The 16,058-nt window shown below is 69.6% G+C and carries 14 protein-coding genes and 1 riboswitch; of the genes, 1 reads left to right on the top strand and 13 read right to left on the bottom strand.

From position 1 onward, the window contains the following. Nucleotides 1-152 precede the first annotated feature (152 nt). Nucleotides 153-1,007: a M23 family metallopeptidase gene (locus tag ABD858_RS29170; protein ID WP_345043057.1), complete on the bottom strand. Its 855-nt coding sequence runs from the start codon at nucleotides 1,005-1,007 to the stop codon at nucleotides 153-155. A gap of 4 nt (nucleotides 1,008-1,011) precedes the next feature. Continuing rightward, a riboswitch (cyclic di-AMP (ydaO/yuaA leader) is annotated at nucleotides 1,012-1,178 on the bottom strand. A 422-nt stretch (nucleotides 1,179-1,600) separates the two neighbouring features. On the opposite strand from ABD858_RS29170, the gene ABD858_RS29165 reads away from it, so the two are divergent. Beyond that, nucleotides 1,601-2,413, top strand: coding sequence for a tyrosine-protein phosphatase (locus tag ABD858_RS29165; protein WP_345043055.1), 813 nt, complete (start codon nucleotides 1,601-1,603; stop codon nucleotides 2,411-2,413). Between the two features lies 1 nt (nucleotide 2,414). Here ABD858_RS29165 and ABD858_RS29160 read toward each other — a convergent pair whose 3' ends face one another. From ABD858_RS29160 to hpnC, 12 genes are all read right to left on the bottom strand, one after another. Then, nucleotides 2,415-2,558 (bottom strand): DUF6126 family protein, encoded by a 144-nt coding sequence (locus tag ABD858_RS29160; RefSeq protein WP_345043053.1) that lies wholly within the window; start codon nucleotides 2,556-2,558, stop codon nucleotides 2,415-2,417. Between the two features lies 1 nt (nucleotide 2,559). After that, the gene (locus tag ABD858_RS29155; RefSeq protein WP_345043050.1) at nucleotides 2,560-3,186 is read right to left on the bottom strand and encodes a helix-turn-helix domain-containing protein; all 627 of its coding nucleotides are present in this window, start codon (nucleotides 3,184-3,186) and stop codon (nucleotides 2,560-2,562) included. 59 nt (nucleotides 3,187-3,245) lie between these two features. Beyond that, on the bottom strand, nucleotides 3,246-4,652 hold the full coding sequence (locus ABD858_RS29150; RefSeq protein ID WP_345043048.1) for an aspartate aminotransferase family protein: 1,407 nt from the start codon (nucleotides 4,650-4,652) through the stop codon (nucleotides 3,246-3,248). Further along, a complete protein-coding gene (dxs, locus tag ABD858_RS29145) occupies nucleotides 4,649-6,526 on the bottom strand; it encodes a 1-deoxy-D-xylulose-5-phosphate synthase (protein WP_345043046.1) in 1,878 nt (625 codons plus the stop codon). The genes ABD858_RS29150 and dxs overlap by 4 nt, the downstream gene beginning before the upstream one ends. Nucleotides 6,527-6,551: 25 nt before the next feature. Next, a complete protein-coding gene (gene ispG, locus ABD858_RS29140) occupies nucleotides 6,552-7,721 on the bottom strand; it encodes a flavodoxin-dependent (E)-4-hydroxy-3-methylbut-2-enyl-diphosphate synthase (RefSeq protein WP_345043044.1) in 1,170 nt (389 codons plus the stop codon). Nucleotides 7,722-7,727: 6 nt separating this feature from the next. Continuing rightward, nucleotides 7,728-8,750 carry an adenosyl-hopene transferase HpnH gene (gene hpnH, locus ABD858_RS29135; RefSeq protein WP_345043041.1) on the bottom strand — a complete coding sequence of 341 codons (1,023 nt, stop codon included), beginning with the start codon at nucleotides 8,748-8,750 and terminating at the stop codon, nucleotides 7,728-7,730. Nucleotides 8,751-8,755: 5 nt separating this feature from the next. Next, nucleotides 8,756-9,397 carry a phosphorylase family protein gene (locus tag ABD858_RS29130; RefSeq protein ID WP_345043039.1) on the bottom strand — a complete coding sequence of 214 codons (642 nt, stop codon included), beginning with the start codon at nucleotides 9,395-9,397 and terminating at the stop codon, nucleotides 8,756-8,758. After that, nucleotides 9,397-11,388 (bottom strand): squalene--hopene cyclase, encoded by a 1,992-nt coding sequence (gene shc, locus ABD858_RS29125; protein WP_345043037.1) that lies wholly within the window; start codon nucleotides 11,386-11,388, stop codon nucleotides 9,397-9,399. The genes ABD858_RS29130 and shc overlap by 1 nt, the downstream gene beginning before the upstream one ends. 144 nt (nucleotides 11,389-11,532) lie before the next feature. Then, nucleotides 11,533-12,591: a polyprenyl synthetase family protein gene (locus tag ABD858_RS29120; protein WP_345044982.1), complete on the bottom strand. Its 1,059-nt coding sequence runs from the start codon at nucleotides 12,589-12,591 to the stop codon at nucleotides 11,533-11,535. Between the two features lie 38 nt (nucleotides 12,592-12,629). Beyond that, nucleotides 12,630-14,018, bottom strand: coding sequence for a hydroxysqualene dehydroxylase HpnE (gene hpnE, locus ABD858_RS29115; RefSeq protein WP_345043035.1), 1,389 nt, complete (start codon nucleotides 14,016-14,018; stop codon nucleotides 12,630-12,632). Nucleotides 14,019-14,118: 100 nt separating this feature from the next. Then, nucleotides 14,119-15,069 (bottom strand): presqualene diphosphate synthase HpnD, encoded by a 951-nt coding sequence (gene hpnD, locus ABD858_RS29110; protein WP_345043032.1) that lies wholly within the window; start codon nucleotides 15,067-15,069, stop codon nucleotides 14,119-14,121. Further along, a complete protein-coding gene (gene hpnC / locus ABD858_RS29105) occupies nucleotides 15,066-15,986 on the bottom strand; it encodes a squalene synthase HpnC (protein WP_345043030.1) in 921 nt (306 codons plus the stop codon). Before hpnC ends, hpnD begins: the two co-directional genes overlap by 4 nt. Nucleotides 15,987-16,058: the final 72 nt, after the last annotated feature.

Here is a 16,058-nt window from a genome sequence, read left to right as displayed (position 1 = left end):
GTTTCTTGATGTCGAATCGTCTGCCACGTCGAGCCATCATTCACCTTGGCAAGTGACCTACGCCATCGTAAGGAGGGGTTGACGGCGCGTGACATGGACCACCAGCCGACCGGGAATGGTTCCCGGCCGACTGTGGCGACATGTCCTGTGCGTCAGAGAGAGACACCGTGCTCGCGCAGGTAGGCCAGCGGGTCGATGTCGGATCCGTAGCTCGGGGTGGTCCGGATCTCGAAGTGGAGGTGCGGGCCGGAGGAGTTGCCGGTGCTGCCGGAGAGACCGATCTGCTGCCCCGCGCTCACACTCTGCCCCGCCGAGACGGAGAGGGAGGAGAGGTGGGCGTACTGGGAGTACTTGCCGTCGGCGTGCCGGATGACGACCTCGTTGCCGTACGCGCCGGCCCAGCCGGCGGAGACGACGGTGCCCGCGGCCACGGCCTTCACGCTGGTGCCGGTGGGGACGGCGAAGTCGACACCGGTGTGGTAGCCGCTGGACCACATGCCGCCCGCCTGGTGGTACGGGGTGGTGATGCTCGCGTTGACCGGCGCGGTGAATCCGGTGGGGGCGGCGGGCTCCGCCTGGGAGGCGGCCGAGGCCGGGGCGGCGGATGCGCCGGGGGCCGGGGCGGGCTTCGCCTGGGACGTCGCGCCGATGGTGAGCTTCATGCCCGGGTGGATAACGGCGGGGTCGCCGCCGATGACCCGACGGTTGTCCGTGTACAGCTTCAGCCAGCCGCCGCGCACCTGGTGTTCATCGGCTATCTCCGACAGGCAGTCACCGGCGGCCACGGTGTACGTCCGGGGAACGGCGTCCTGTTGGACGGCCGGTGCGGAGGCGACCGTGGAGGCGATCTTCTGGGACGCCCCGGCCGGTGCGGCCTGTTCGGCGGCGTGAGCGCCGGTGGCGCCGATGAGCGGGATGGCGAGTGCGGCGCCACCGGTTCCCATGGTGAGGAATCGACGGGTGATCGAACGGGACTTGGGACGGCGGTGCTTGGCCTTCGCAGGCATGTCGAATTCCTCTCCGGCGCCTACGAGGTGAGCTGTCGGGTTCGGGCTGGAGCTGCCCGGTCACGCAGGAAGGCGACTTCACCCCCAGCCGTCCGGACTCTTCGGATGCGGCGGCTTACCTGGGTCCCCCGCTCCTGCCGCGCGTGGGTAAGGGATCAGCGGTCCCGGACGGCGGCAGGATTCGGCGGCCCGTCCGGATCGAGCGTGACGCTAAACGAGCACGACTCGATCGAACAAGCTGCGGCATTTCCACCGCATTCACCTACGGAATATCAGGAGGGAATTCTCGTGACCCTCCGTCCAATTCGATCATTACGCCCCGCCTGGCCACGGGAATTCTCAACCGGAAGATCGCCACGCACGGTCACCGGTATGATCCTGCTCACGATCCGGAACTCCCGGCAATTCAACAACCTGCCATATGTGGAGAGTTATGGAAACTTTCCACCAAAGCCCTCAATTCGGACTTATCTCGCGCTTCCGCGGACGGAAGCGCGGAGGGACAAGATGGTTGCCCCAGGAAGCGGTGTCGTATCGTCGGGCGCGGGCCGACGGCGAGCAGCGCCGACGGCAGTGACACGTCAGGAGCCCCCGTGACACAGCAGACTCCGCAGGTGCCGTCGACCGAGCCCGAACTCACCGGAGTGCGCAACTTCCGCGATGTGGGCGGGCTGCCGACCGCGGACGGCCGACGAGTGCGGTACGGGCGGCTGTTCCGGAGCGGGCACCTGGCGCACGCCACCGAGACCGACGCGACCTTCCTCGCCTCGCTGGGGCTGCACACGATCTTCGACTTCCGCAATGCGGCGGACCAGAAGCTGGAGGGCCCCGACGTCGAACTGCCGGGTGTACGGAACGTGAACATACCGCTCTCCGACCCGGCGGACGGGGCGGAGTTCTGGAAGATGGTCCGTGACGGCGACCTCGACCAGCTGCGGGCCGCCCTCGCCGACGACAAGGCGGCAGGCCGGATGACCGAGTCGTACCGAATGATCATCACGCAGCGCACCGCCGAGCACAGCCGGGTGCTGCACGCACTCGCCGAGGACAGCGTCCCGGCACTCATGCACTGTGCTGCGGGCAAGGATCGCGCGGGCCTCTCGATCGCGGTGACCCTGCTCGCGATCGGCGTCGAGCGCGATGCCATCGAGGCCGACTACCTGGAGTCGAACGCCACGCACCGCCGTTACAAGGTCCAGCGGGGCGACAACTCGGCGGCCGCGATGTCGCCCGAGGTCATGGAGCTGCTCAGCCCGCTCTTCGACGCCCGCGCCGAGTACCTGGCCGCGGCCTTCGCCGCGATCGACGAGACCTGGGGCAGCGCGGACCGCTATCTCGCCGAGGGTCTGGGGCTGACGCCCGAGACCCTGGAGCGGCTGCGCGAGCGCCTTCTGGACGCGGGCTGACTCAGTTCTGCGACGCGCCGATCTCGAACAGCAGGTAGATGAAGGCCGCGAGAAGGTGGCCGGCCACGATGTAGACGAACAGACGGATCCAGAGGGCCTTCGGGAACTTGTCCTCGAGGCGGCGGGTGGGCTTCTCTTCCGACATGTCAGATCTCCTGGTTGGGGTGCGGGGTCATACCGCCGCCGAGGCACAGCTCGGCGGCGGCGGTCTGCAGCAGCGTATGGACGAAGAGCAGCTCGGCACCGTCCTGGGTGACGGCGGTGATCCGGTGCGGGGTGAGCGAGTCGAAGTGGGCGGAGTCTCCGGGCCCGAGTTCGTACACGCGCTCTCCCAGTGCCAGCCGCAGCCGGCCGGACAGCACGTACAGCCACTCCTCGCCGGGATGGACCCGCACCTGGTCTCCCCGGGCGGTATGCGGCACCCGCACATGGAGCGCCTGCATGGCCCGTCCTGAGCCGCCGGCCTGCCGGTACGTCCAGCCGTCGGCCTCCTGGGCCCGCTCGGCGGTCTCGGCGGCGCGCAGCACCGGGTCGCGCTCGGCGGGCGTCTCGCCGAGCAGCTCCGACACGGTCGTACCGTAGATACGGGCGAGCGCGAGCAGCATCGGGAGCGAGGGCTGCCGCTGCCCGGTCTCCAGCCGGGAGAGGTATGCCGGGGAGAGGCCGGCGCGCTGCGCGGCGGCCTCCAGGGTGAGACCGCCCCGGCGGCGGAGTTCTCGGAGCCGGGGGGCGACTGGCAGGCCCTCCGCAGGCTCCTCGAGAGGGGTGTTCATGACTCCATTGAGCCAGACTTCTTGCCTTTGAGGCAAATAACTTGCCCGAGAGGCAAGATTTACTGGCCGCCCCTGGCCTGCTTCACCAGTGTCCGCCCGAAGTCCCAGATCAGACCGCCCCCCGAGTGGGCGTCGTCCATCACCGCGGTGAAGGCTTCGACGAAGCGGTCCACCTCCTTCTCCCCCACGATCAGCGGCGGAATCAGCTTGATCACTTCCATGTGGTCGCCGGAGACCTGGGCGAGGATCCGGTGCCGCCGCAGCAGTGGCACGACCACCATCTGTGCGAAGAGCCCCTTGCGGGCCACCTGGAGCATCGTCCAGCGGCTGAGCAGCCCCATCGAGCGTGGCCTGCCGAATTCGATGCCGATCATCAGACCACGGCCGCGCACCTCGCTCAGCAGCTCATAGCGGTCGACCAGACCGGCCAGCCTCGACTTCAGCAGTTCACCGGTCCTGCGCGCATTGGCCACGATCTGTTCGTTCTCCATCACGGAGAGCACGGCCAGGCCGGCCGCCATGGCCTGGGCATTGGAGCCGAAGCTGGCGGAGTGCACCAGCACCCGGTCCATCGAGGAGTAGACCTTCTTGAAGATCCACTCCTTGCCGAGGGTCGCACCGACCGGCACATAGCCGCCCGAGAGCGCCTTCGCCACACACACCAGATCCGGCTCCACACCCTCCTCGTGCTGGTAGGCGTAGAAATCTCCGGTCCTGCCGAGCCCGGTCTGCACCTCGTCGGCGATCAGCAGCGCCTTGTGCCGGCGCAGCAGTTCCTGGGCGGCACGCAGATATCCGGGCGGCGCCGGGTGCACCCCCTTGCCCTGGACCGGCTCGACGATCAGCGCCGCCACGTCCCCGCGGCGGAGCTCCCGCTCCAGGGCATCCAGATCGCCCAGCGGCACCGCGGTGTCGGGCAGCAGCGGCGCGAAGCCGTCCCGGAATCCCGCTTCGCCGTTGACCGACAGGGAGCCGGTGGTCAGCCCGTGGAAGGCGTGATCGCAGTACAGGACCCTGGGCCGGCCGGTGGCGTACCGGGCGAACTTCAGCGCGGTCTCCACCGCTTCCGTACCGCTGTTGCCGAAGAACACCCGGTCCAGGCCGGGACTGTGCGCGAGCAGCTTCTCGGCCAGCAGACCGGGCAGCGGCTGGCAGTCGAAGCGGGTGAGGTCGGCGAGCGAGGCGTCGAGGACGTCGTGCAGCGCCTTGCGGACGACCGGATGGTGCCGCCCGAGGCCCATCACCCCGAAGCCGGCGAGCATGTCGAGGTAGTCGTTGCCCTCGGCGTCCCAGAAGTAGGCGCCCTCGGCGCGCTCGTACATCTTGTCGAAGCCGATGGTGCGCAGCATGCGCGGCAGTTGGTGGTTGAGATACCGCGCATGCAACTCGTAGCGCTCGGCCCCGCGCTCGGCGAGGAGCGACGCCAGGTCGAACCCCTGCTGCTCCTTCGGCCCGGCCACTGTCATGGTCTGCTCTCCTTGCCTGCCAGGGCGGCGCTGATCCGCCCCGCGATCTCCACGGGGGTGAGCCCGATGTCGGCGAGCACCTCGCCGCGTTTGGCGTGCGCGAGGAACTGCTCGGGAATGCCGAACGTGCGCAGCGGTACGTCGACGTCCGCGTCGCGCAGCGCCTGCCCGACAGCCGAACCGACCCCGCCGGTGCGGCTGTTGTCCTCGACGACCGCGACGAGGCGGTGTGCTTCGGCGAGGGGGGCGAGCTGTTCGTCGACCGGTTTGACCCAGCGCGGGTCGACCACCGTGCAGCCGATACCGCGGTCCTCCAGCAGACCGGCGGCGTGCAGGCAGACCGGAGCGAGCGCGCCCACCGAGACCAGCAGCACGTCGGAGCCGGAGCGGAGCAGGACGTCCAGGCCGCCGATCCGGTCGACGGCGGGAATGTCGGGCCCCACCGACTCCTTGGGGAAGCGCAGCACGGTCGGTGCGTCCGCCACCACCACCGCTTCGCGCAGCTGGGCACGCAGTTGAGCGGCGTCACGCGGGGCGGCGATCCTGAGACCGGGAACGACCTGGAGGATCGACATGTCCCACATGCCGTTGTGCGAGGGCCCGTCGACCCCGGTGATTCCGGCCCGGTCGAGCACGAAGGTGACTCCGCACCGGTGCAGGGCCACGTCCATCAGCACTTGGTCGAAGGCGCGGTTGAGGAAGGTGGCGTAGACGGCGACGACCGGGTGCAGACCGCCGGTGGCAAGCCCGGCCGCCGAGACGGCGGCGTGCTGCTCGGCGATGCCCACGTCCCAGACCCGGTCGGGGAAGCTCTCGGCGAACCGGGTGAGCCCTGTGGGATGCAGCATCGCGGCGGTGATCGCCACGACGTCCGGCCGCTCGGCGCCGATCGCGGCCAATTCGTCACCGAAGACGGACGTCCAGGAGGGCCCGTCGGACGGCGTCAACGGCTCGCAGGTGAGCGGGTCCATGACCCCGACCGTGTGGAAGCGGTCCGCCTTGTCGTCGAGCGCGGGCTGGTAGCCCCGGCCCTTCTCGGTCAGACAGTGCACCAGTACGGGACCATGGAAGCGTTTCGCGCGGCGCAGTGCCGACTCGACGGCCATGACGTCGTGCCCGTCGACGGGGCCCACGTACTTCAGCCCCAGGTCCTCGAACATGCCCTGCGGGGCGAAGGCGTCCTTGAATCCCTTCTTCGCGCCGTGCAGCGACTCGTACAGCGGCTGTCCGATGACCGGGGTGTGCTGGAGGACCTGCTTGCCCCAGGCGAGGAAGCGTTCGTAGCCGTCGGTCGTCCGCAGGGTGGCGAGATGGTTGGCGAGACCACCGATCGTCGGCGCGTACGAGCGTTCGTTGTCGTTGACGACGATGATCAGCGGGCGGTCCTTGGCGGCGGCTATGTTGTTGAGTGCCTCCCAGGCCATGCCGCCGGTGAGCGCCCCGTCTCCGATGACCGCGACGACATGTCCGGTGCTGCCGAGCACCTGATGGGACTTGGCCAACCCGTCCGCCCAGCCGAGGACGGTGGAGGCGTGCGAGTTCTCGATGACATCGTGCCCGGACTCCGCGCGCGACGGATAGCCGGAGAGCCCGCCCTTGCCGCGCAGCTTGGAGAAGTCCTGCCGCCCGGTGAGGAGTTTGTGCACATAGCTCTGGTGTCCGGTGTCCCACAGAATGCGGTCGACGGGTGAGTCGAAGGCCCTGTGGAGGGCGATGGAGAGCTCGACCACGCCCAGATTGGGCCCCAGATGGCCTCCGGTTCTGGCAACCGCGTGGATCAGGAAATGCCTGATCTCTTCGGCCAGTTCACCGATCTCCGCCTCGGTCAGCCCCTTCAGGTCGTGCGGACCGCGGATGTTCTCCAGGATCGTCATGATACGGCCCCCTCTCTGATCCTCTTCAGCTCACGAAGACTCGGGGCACCCCCGTGGGAATGCCGTCCTTCTCCATCTGTTCGGCGATCTTCATGGCCTCTTCGATCAGGGTCTCCACGATCTTCGACTCAGGCACGGTCTTGATGACCTCGCCCTTGACGAAGATCTGACCCTTGCCGTTGCCGGAGGCCACACCCAGGTCCGCCTCACGGGCCTCGCCCGGGCCGTTGACGACACAGCCCATCACGGCGACCCGAAGCGGCACCTCCATGCCCTCCAGACCCGCCGTGACCTCCTCCGCCAGCTTGTACACATCCACCTGCGCCCGGCCGCAGGACGGGCAGGAGACGATCTCCAGCCGACGCTGACGCAGATTGAGCGACTCCAGGATCGCGATGCCGACCTTGACCTCCTCCGCCGGCGGCGCGGACAGCGACACCCGGATGGTGTCACCGACGCCCTGCGACAGCAGCGCGCCGAAGGCGACAGCGGACTTGATCGTGCCCTGGAACGCCGGGCCCGCCTCGGTGACACCGAGGTGCAGCGGGTAGTCGCACTGCGCCGCCAGCTGTCGGTAGGCCTCGACCATCACCACCGGGTCGTTGTGCTTGACCGAGATCTTGATGTCGCGGAAGTCGTGCTCCTCGAACAGCGACGCCTCCCACAGCGCGGACTCCACCAGCGCCTCGGGAGTGGCCTTGCCGTACTTCTGCAGCAGCCGGCGGTCCAGCGAGCCGGCGTTGACACCGATGCGGATCGGGGTGCCCGCGTCCTTCGCGGCCCGCGCGATCTCCTTGACCTTGTCGTCGAACTGCTTGATGTTGCCCGGGTTCACCCGCACCGCCGCACAGCCCGCGTCGATCGCCGCGAACACGTACTTCGGCTGGAAGTGAATGTCCGCGATCACCGGGATCTGCGACTTCTTCGCGATGGTCGCCAGCGCGTCCGCGTCGTCCTGCGTCGGGCACGCCACCCGCACGATCTGGCAGCCCGCCGCCGTCAGCTCGGCGATCTGCTGCAGCGTCGCCCCGATGTCCGACGTACGCGTCGTCGTCATCGACTGCACCGACACCGGCGCATCCCCACCGACAGCCACCGTTCCGACCATGATCTGCCGGCTCTTGCGGCGGGGCGGGGCGACCGGCCGGGCCCGCAGCCCCGGGAGCCCCACGGCGACCGGCTCCTGAGCGGCCATGTCAGCTCACCCGCGGTTTCCGGTGACGGTGTCGCGGGCCGCCCTGAGGGACTCCTTGAGCGACCCCATCGTGGCGAGGACGGCGGTCGGTTCGTAGCCGCAGTGCGCCATGCAGTTGGCGCAGCGCGGGTCCTTGCCACGGCCGTACGCGCTCCAGTCGGTCTTCTCGACGAGCTCCCGGTAGGTCGGCACATACCCGTCGGCCATCAGATAGCAGGGGCGCTGCCAGCCGAACAGCGAGTAGTTGGGGATGGCCCAGGCGGTGCACTGGAAGTCGACCTTGCCCTCCAGGAAGTCCAGGAAGAGCGGTGAGTGGTTGAGCCGCCAGCGCCGCCGGTTGCCGCCGGCGAAGGCCTTCCTGAACAGCTCGCGGGTCTGCTCGACGCCCAGGAAGTGCTCCTGGTCGGGCGCCTTCTCGTAGGCGTACGCGGGCGAGATCATCATCTCGTCCACCTTGAGTTCGTCGTTGAGGTAGTTGAGTACCTCCACGACGGTCTGCGGGGTATCGGTGTTGAAGAAGGTCGAGTTGGTGGTGACCCGGAAGCCGCGCTTCTTGGCCTCCTTGATGGCCTCGACCGCCTCGTCGAACACACCTTCCTTGGCCACGGATTCGTCGTGCCGCTCACGCAGTCCGTCGATGTGCACCGCGAAGGCGAAATACGGCGACGGCTTGAATTGACCGATCTTCTTGCGCAGCAGCAGCGCGTTGGTGCAGAGGAAGACATATTTCTTCCTGGCCACCAGCTGCCGTACGATCTCGTCGATCTGAGGGTGCATCAAGGGCTCGCCGCCCGCGATCGAAACCATCGGGGCACCCGATTCCAGAACGGCGCCCACGGCCTGGGCCACGGGCATTCGCTGCTTGAGAATTCCGGCCGGATGCTGGATCTTGCCGCAGCCCTCGCACTTCAGATTGCAGGCGTAGAGCGGCTCGAGTTCGACGATCAACGGAAACTTGTCACGCTTGCGGAGTCGCTGTTCGAACAGATACGTCGCGACTTTGATGGACTGACGAAGCGGCATGGCCATCTGGCTCACCTCCGGGGGAGCAGCAAGGAACGGTGCCATTCGTGAAATGCGGGCAGAACGGCACACAGAACGCGGAAAGCTGATATTCCACCGCGCAGCGTGCCGATCCGGACGAGTTCATGCTCTGGAGCGTCCACGACCACCCGGACGGCCGCAACCGGGCGGGCCCCGCCCCGTGTCGCGGTCCACAGCGTGGCGGCGGACTCCATATCCACCGCGATCGCCCCGGTGACGCGCAGTTCGGCCCGCTCCTGGCCGCGTACGACATGATCGGACCCGGCCAGTGGGCCGGTGTGGACGGTGCGCACCGGGACCACGTCGGCAAGCGCCTGGGCGAGCAGCCCCGTGCCGGTGCACGGCGTGGCGCCCCGAGGGTCCCTGGTCTCATCGGCGACCACCAGGTCCCCGGGATGCATGCCGGGTGTGAGCCCGGCGCAGAAGCCCGCCGCGACGACCATCGCGTCCTGCCAGGCCGGCTCGGCAAGGGTACGTACCAGCGCACGCTCGGCGGCCCGGGGGCCCATTCCGGTACGGAGGAGGGTCACCGGGCCGGCGACGTCGCCCCGCCCCGCCCCGCGCAGGGCGAAGCGCTCGATCCCCAGTGCGCAGGCGATCAGCAGCGGTGCGGGCCCCGTGGTGCCGTCCATCAACTTCCCTCACCCTGTGCGGTGCTGTCGGCGAGGCCGGCAGGCTCGAGGGTTGCCTCCTGGTGTGTCACCGCTCCATGGACGTACCGGCCGAGAGCGGTGAGCGGGAACACCTGCCGGTACAGGTGGTAGTTGATGGAAAAGTCCCAGGGGAAGCCGGTACCGGTGAAGTACGGCTCGTCCCAGGAGCCGTCCTCCCTCTGGTTTTCGGCGAGCCAGGCGATGCCGCGCTCGGCGGACTTGCTCTCCCGCTCCCCCGCCGCCAGCAGCGCCAGCAGCGCCCAGGCGGTCTGGGAAGCGGTCGAGTCGCCTTGCCCGATCCGCCCCTTGTCGAGGTAGGAGCGGAGATCCTCGCCCCAGCCGCCGTCGTCGTTCTGAACCGATTCCAGCCAGGCGACGGCCCGGCGGATCGCCGGATGCGAGGTCGGCAGTCCCGCGGCGGTGAGGGCAGGCACCACCGACCCCGTGCCGTAGATGTAGTTCACGCCCCAGCGGCCGAACCAGGCGCCGGACGGCTCCTGTTCCGCGAGCAGCCAGGCGATGCCCCGGCGGGTGCTCGAATGATGCGACTTGCCCTCGCCGGCCAGCATCTCCACGACATGCGCGGTGACATCGGACGACGGCGGATCGATGACCTCACCGAAGTCGCAGAACGGCAGCCGGTTGGGCAGGGTGCTGGTGTTGTCGGCGTCGAACGCCCCCCAGGCGCCGTTCTTCGACTGCATGCCGACACTCCAGCGCACCGCCCGGTCGACGGAGCGGGAGACCCGCTTCGGCTCGGGATGCTTCACCCGTCGCAACGCGAGAACGACCTCGGCGGTGTCGTCGATGTCCGGGTAGTTGTCGTTGTGGAACTCGAACGCCCAGCCTCCCGGGGCGAGTCCGGGCCTGCGCACCGCCCAGTCGCCGGGGCGTACCACCTCCTCGCCGAGCATCCAGTCGGCGGCCTTGACGAGCGCGGGGTGGTCCGGGCTCAGCCCGGCGTCGACGAGGGCGATGAGAGCGAGGCAGGTGTCCCAGACCGGTGACTGGCAGGCCTCGATCATGCGGGCGCCGTCCTCGCGCCACACGGCGAAGCGGTCGAGCGATTCGAGGCCGGCCCGCAGCACCGGGTGCTCCAGGTCGTATCCGAGCAGATGGAGGGCGATGAGCGAGTAGACGGCGGGTGGCTGAATCCCTCCCCAGCAGCCGTCGTTCTCCTGGCGTTCCACGATCCAGCGTGCCGCGGCGTTCATGGCGGCCCGGCGCAGAGTGCGCGGGGCGACCTTGCGGTAGAGGTGCAGGCCCTTGTCGAGCCGTTGGAAGACCCCGTCCCACGTGGCGGCGGAGGCGAGGGGCCTGGCCGGGTTCGGGTCGCGGGGGTCGGTGTGCAGCTCGTCGAGGGCGAAGGGGGCCGGCCGCACCGGGCGCTTCGCGGAGACGATCGTCAGCGGAACGATGGTCTGCCGGGCCCAGCAGCCGAAGTCGTAGATGTTGAGCGGGAACCATTTGGGCAGGAAGATCAGCTCGGGTGGCAGTTCCGGCAGGTCGTCCCACTTCCACCAGCCGAAGAGGGACAGCCAGATCCGGGTGAAGACCCGGGCCGCTGCCATGCCGCCGTTCGCCCTGACCCAGGCGGAGGCACGGGCCATATGGGGCTCGTCGGGGGCGTCTCCGGCCAGCCTGAGCGCCACATACGCCTCGATGGTGGCGGAGAGTTCGCCGGGCCCGCCGTAGAAGGTGGCCCAGGTTCCGTCGGGCAACTGCTCACCCCGGACGTGAAGGGCGGCCGCCTCGGTGGTCCGCTGGTCCCGGATACCGAGGAACTGACGGAGCATCAGGTCCTCGGCGTCCATGGTGACGTTGGTCTCGAGGTCACCCTTCCACCAGCCCTGGCTGTCCTGCCGGGCGAGCAGGTGCTCGATGCCGCGCTCGGTGGCCCGGCGCGCGGCGTCGAGCACGGTGTTGATCGGTTCGCCGGCCGCGGGGCTCGCGTCGGTCGTCGCTGTCATGGCTTCCCCTCTGTGCAGTCAGTCGGTCGTCTGCTGGTCCGCCGTCGGCCGGCACCCGGTGTGGGCGCCGGCCGGCGACTGCTTGGGGGTCCGGGGGCTGAGCGGGCTAACCCCCGGATGACACGGATATGCGGAGTACGGCGGTCATCTCTTGCGCACGACCACGAAGTCGGCGAGTGCGGTCAGCTGCTCCCTTACCCGTTCCGGCATGTCGACTCCGTGCAGGGCCTCGACGGCGATGGTGTGCTGCCGACGGGCCTCCTGGGAGGTCCACTCGCGGCCGCCCGCCTCCTCGATCAGGGCCGCCCTGGTGGCGAACTCCTCCTCGGAGAAGCTGTCGAAGTCGCTGCTCTTGGCATCGGCGGCGAGCAGCTCACCGAGCCGTTCCGAGGCCCTGCCGCCCGCGGCGAGTGCGGCCACGACCGGCAGGGACTTCTTGCGCTGGCGCAGGTCGCTCCAGGTCTGCTTGCCGGTGGACTGGGGGTCGCCCCAGATGCCCAGCAGGTCGTCGACCGCCTGGAAGGCGAGGCCGAGGTGGTAGCCGTACGCCTCCAGGGTGTCGGCGGTACGGTCATCGGCGCCGCCGAGCACCGCACCGATGGAACAGGCACAGGCGAGCAGGGCACCCGTCTTGTTGCCCTCCATCTCCAGGCACTGCTCGACGGTGACCCGCTCCCGGTGCTCGTAGCTGATGTCCTGCGCCTGGCCGTCGATCAGCTTGCGGCTGGCGGTGGTCAGCCGGCGGGTGGCCCGCCCTGCCTCGACCGTGCCGAGCTCCAGCAGGACCTCATTGGCCAGTGCGAAGAGGGCGTCGCCGACCAGGATGGCCTGGGCCGGCCCGTACACCTTCCACACGGTGTCCCGGTGGCGCCGCTGCTCGTCGCCGTCCATCAGGTCGTCGTGCAGCAGCGAGAAGTTGTGCACCAGCTCGACGGCGACCGCACCGGGGATGCCGGCCTCGGGGGCGGCGCCGGCCGCCTCCGCGGAGAGCAGCGCGAGTGCGGGACGTACGGCCTTCCCGCCGTCACCGTCGGCGGGACGGCCCTGCTCGTCGATCCAACCGAAGTGGTACGCGGCGACGGTGTCCATGGGCGCGGCAAGCCGGTCCACGACGGTGCGCAGCACCGGGGTGGACAGGGTTTTGCCGCGATCGAGCAGCGCGGCGACGTCCGCGGTGTCGACAGCCGGATTCGCCGAGGGCACAATCGGCACGGTCTCTCCTCTTGTTGCGGGAACGGTGCTCACACCGCCTCCTTCAGTGGATGGCGGTGGGGGCGGCCAAGTGAGGAGAGTGCCGCGCCCGCAGCGGTGATGCCACTGCGCACGGCGCCCTCCATGGTCGCGGGCCAGCCAGTGGCCGTCCACGCGCCGGCCAGATACAGGCCGGGGGCGTTCGTACGGGCCGCGGGGCGCAGCCGTCCGACGCCGGGAGTGGGGGCGAACGTGGCTGTCCGCTCCCGGGTGACGAAGAAGTCCCGTACCTGTGCGCGGCGTGCCGCGGGCAGCAGTCGCTCGAGTTCGGGGAGATACCGCTCGCGCAGTTCGGCGACCGGGGTGTCGATGTCGTCGTGGGCCGCGGACTGCGACACCGCGAGGTACTGGCCGCCGCCGGTGAGCCCGGAGGCGTCGGTGCGGTCGAAGACCCACTGCACCGGGCTGCCGAGCGCGGTGAAGAAGGGCCGGTGCAGCACCTTCCGGTCGTAGACGACATGGACGTTCAGGATGGGCGCGGTACCGATGTCCAGCAGCATGCCGGGGTCGTCGAGCGCCCCGTGCGGCAGCAGACCGTGTGTCTCCTGCTGCGGCACGGCGAGGACGACCGCGTCGGCCTCGAGCCGCTCGCCGGGAACGTCGACGTGCCAACTACCGCCCTCAGTACGGGAGATGGCGCTGACGCGGGTGCGCAGCTCGGTTCGTACGCCCGCGGAGTCCAGGGCCTTGCGGGCCAGTGTGTGGTGCAGTTCACCGAGGGGCACCTGAGACCAGCCGATGTCGGCGGCGCCCGGGTCGGAGAGGAGTCCGGTCTTGAAGACCATCGCGGCGAGGCCCATGGAGGCGTGCGCCGCGGTGGCGTTGAGCGTGGCGACACCGACCAGATCCCAGAGCGCCTCGACGGTACGGGCCGACTGGCCGTGGCGGCCGAGCCAGGTCGCGAAGTCGATGCCGTCCAGGGCCGGGTCGGCCGGGTCCAGCCCCTTCAGCGCGAGGGCGGCACGCCCGACGGACGCCCGCTCGGCGAGCGAGAGGTGCGGATAGGTGGCGAGGCTGGCGGCCAGGTGGAGCGGCACCGGCAGCGCGGCACGGCGCAGTCGGCCGAGCCGCGGTCCGTTGCGGTGCGCCACGTCGAGAACCGGTACGTCGAGCCGGTCCTGAATGGGCGCCAGTGGGGCTCCGCCGACGCGGTCGAGGAACCACCGGTACGCGGTGCAGCAGCGCAGATACACATGCTGGCCATTGTCGACGGTGAGTTCGCCGCGCCGGAACGAGAAGACCAGTCCGCCGAGCCGCGGACGGCCCTCGAGCAGGGTCACCCGCATTCCGGCGTCGGCCAGTTCCAGCGCCGACGTGATGCCGGCAAGCCCTCCGCCGACGACCACGGCATGCCCGGACCGTCTGGGGTCGTGTGTCATGCCCCCTCCCCTCCGGTCGGGCCGATGCCGCACGTTCGGCGCGTCGTCGCAGGCAGTGACGCAGGGCCGCGGCGATCGGTTGCGTCTCGTTCGGCTCGCATCACGCCCGCCTCCTCACGGTCTGCCGGGAGATCGTCCGCGCGTCGAGGCCGGACAGTCCGCGCACCGCGACATAGGCCTTTTCACGGCCCGGCAGGGAGACCCGGCCGCGCAGCACGGACTCAGGGTCGCGCTCGATCCGGTCGAGGAGCCGGCGGTAGATACCGGCCATGGCGGCGACGCAGGCGCCGCTGCGCCGGTCGAGCATGGGAAGCAGCCGGTAGCCCTCGGCGAACAGGGTGCGGGCGCGGCGCACTTCGAACTGGACCAGTCCCGCGAAGTCGGAGCCCTCGGGCGGTGTGGCGCTGTGAAAGCCTGTGGAGCAGCCGAACTTGGCGAGGTCGTCGGAGGGCAGGTAGACCCGGCCGTTGCCGGCGTCCTCGCGAACGTCTCTGAGGATGTTGGTGAGTTGCAGCGCGAGGCCGAGCGTGTCGGCGTACTCGGGGGCGCGTTCGGCGCCCTGCGCGCCGGGCTGGGTGCCGAACACGCCGAGCGAGAGCCGTCCGATGGCACCTGCGACACACCGGCAGTAGACCTTGAGGTCGTCCCAGGTCTCGTAGGCCTCGCCGCGCACGTCCATCAGAACGCCGTCGATGAGCTCGTCGAGCCCGCCGAGCGGGATGGTGAACCGGCGTGCCGCGTGGGTGAGCGCCACGGCGACCGGGTCGGTGTCGTCCTCCGCCACGGAACCGTTCCTGATACGGGCGAGCAGCTCGCGGGTCGATTCGAGACGCTCCCGCTTGGCCTCCGGCGCCAGCGCGCCGTCGCCGATGTCGTCGACACGCCGGGAGAAGGCGTAGAGCGCGGACATGGCCTGCCGCTTGTCGGCGGGCAGCAGTCTGATGCCGTAGGCGAAATTGCGAGCCTGCCCTCCGGTCACCACCTCGCAGTAGCTGTACGCGGCCTGTACCGGTGCGGACACGTACACGGGTCCCTCCACGGTCCGGCTCACCCCTCTCTGTGCGCTGTTCGCAAGACGGCACCCACCTCGCGCAGCAGGACGGGCTTGGTGGGCTTGGGCGGTCCCGGGAGTACGTCGTGACCGGCGGCCGCGACCGCATGGAGAGCGGCACGTCCTCCGGCGACGAACCCGGCGAGCAGCAGCTTGAGTCTGCCGTGGACGCTACCCACCAGGGGGGTTCCTTCATTCAGCAGGCGCAGGGCGCGTTCCGCTTCGAACGCGACCAGCGCGCGCACCGATGCGCCCCCGCTCGGGGCGGCCAGATCGGCCTCCGTGACATGGAACCGCTTCATGTCCTCCATGGGCAGGTAGATACGGTCACGGCCGAGGTCCTCGGCGACGTCCTGGAGATGCTCGACGATCTGCAGCGCGGTGCACACCGCGTCGGAGCGGCGGATGCGCTCTGGGCTTGCCGTGCCGGTGATCCCGAGGACCAGCCGACCGACCGGATTGGCCGACAGTTCGCAGTAGGCGACGAGGTCGTCGTACGTCTCGTAGCGCCGGACCAGCTGGTCCTGGCGGTTTGCCTCGACGAGCCCGAGGAAGGGCTGGGGGGTCAGTCCATGGCGGCACACGGTCGGCCGGAGGGCACGCAGCAGGGGGTGGCGAGGGCCGTCACCGTCGGCGTCGAAGACCCGGTGGAGGTCTGCCTCGAAGGCGTCGAGCATCGCCAGCCGGTCGTCCGCCCGGTCCGGGCCGACGCCGAGATGCCGGGCGTCGGCCCCGCCCGGGGCGAGATCGCCGTCGCCGATGTCGTCGACGAGACGGGCAAAGCCGTAAACGGCCATCAGGTCGCCGCGCCAGGCGCGCGGCAGGAAGAAGGGGGCCACGGGGAAGTTCTCGTCCGCGGCCTTGTCGAGCGTGGTGCGCGCGTGGGGGTCGGTGCGCACGTCCCGGGCTCCGGTCACCGCGGACTTCCCGGCACGGTGACGGCGGATGCGTCTCGGAGCTGGAGATCTCCCGTAGCCATTGCCGTCACA

The organism is Streptomyces sannanensis (assembly GCF_039536205.1).
GTDB lineage: Bacteria > Actinomycetota > Actinomycetes > Streptomycetales > Streptomycetaceae > Streptomyces > Streptomyces sannanensis.
This window is presented reverse-complemented; position numbering and strand designations above follow the sequence as displayed.

Coding starts and splice junctions, on each gene's coding strand:
- ABD858_RS29170 (WP_345043057.1), bottom strand. CDS start 1,007: ATGCCTGCGAAGGCCAAGCACCGCCGTCCCAAGTCCCGTTCGATCACC.
- ABD858_RS29160 (WP_345043053.1), bottom strand. CDS start 2,558: ATGTCGGAAGAGAAGCCCACCCGCCGCCTCGAGGACAAGTTCCCGAAG.
- ABD858_RS29155 (WP_345043050.1), bottom strand. CDS start 3,186: ATGAACACCCCTCTCGAGGAGCCTGCGGAGGGCCTGCCAGTCGCCCCC.
- ABD858_RS29150 (WP_345043048.1), bottom strand. CDS start 4,652: ATGACAGTGGCCGGGCCGAAGGAGCAGCAGGGGTTCGACCTGGCGTCG.
- dxs (WP_345043046.1), bottom strand. CDS start 6,526: ATGACGATCCTGGAGAACATCCGCGGTCCGCACGACCTGAAGGGGCTG.
- ispG (WP_345043044.1), bottom strand. CDS start 7,721: ATGGCCGCTCAGGAGCCGGTCGCCGTGGGGCTCCCGGGGCTGCGGGCC.
- hpnH (WP_345043041.1), bottom strand. CDS start 8,750: ATGGCCATGCCGCTTCGTCAGTCCATCAAAGTCGCGACGTATCTGTTC.
- ABD858_RS29130 (WP_345043039.1), bottom strand. CDS start 9,397: ATGGACGGCACCACGGGGCCCGCACCGCTGCTGATCGCCTGCGCACTG.
- shc (WP_345043037.1), bottom strand. CDS start 11,388: ATGACAGCGACGACCGACGCGAGCCCCGCGGCCGGCGAACCGATCAAC.
- hpnE (WP_345043035.1), bottom strand. CDS start 14,018: ATGACACACGACCCCAGACGGTCCGGGCATGCCGTGGTCGTCGGCGGA.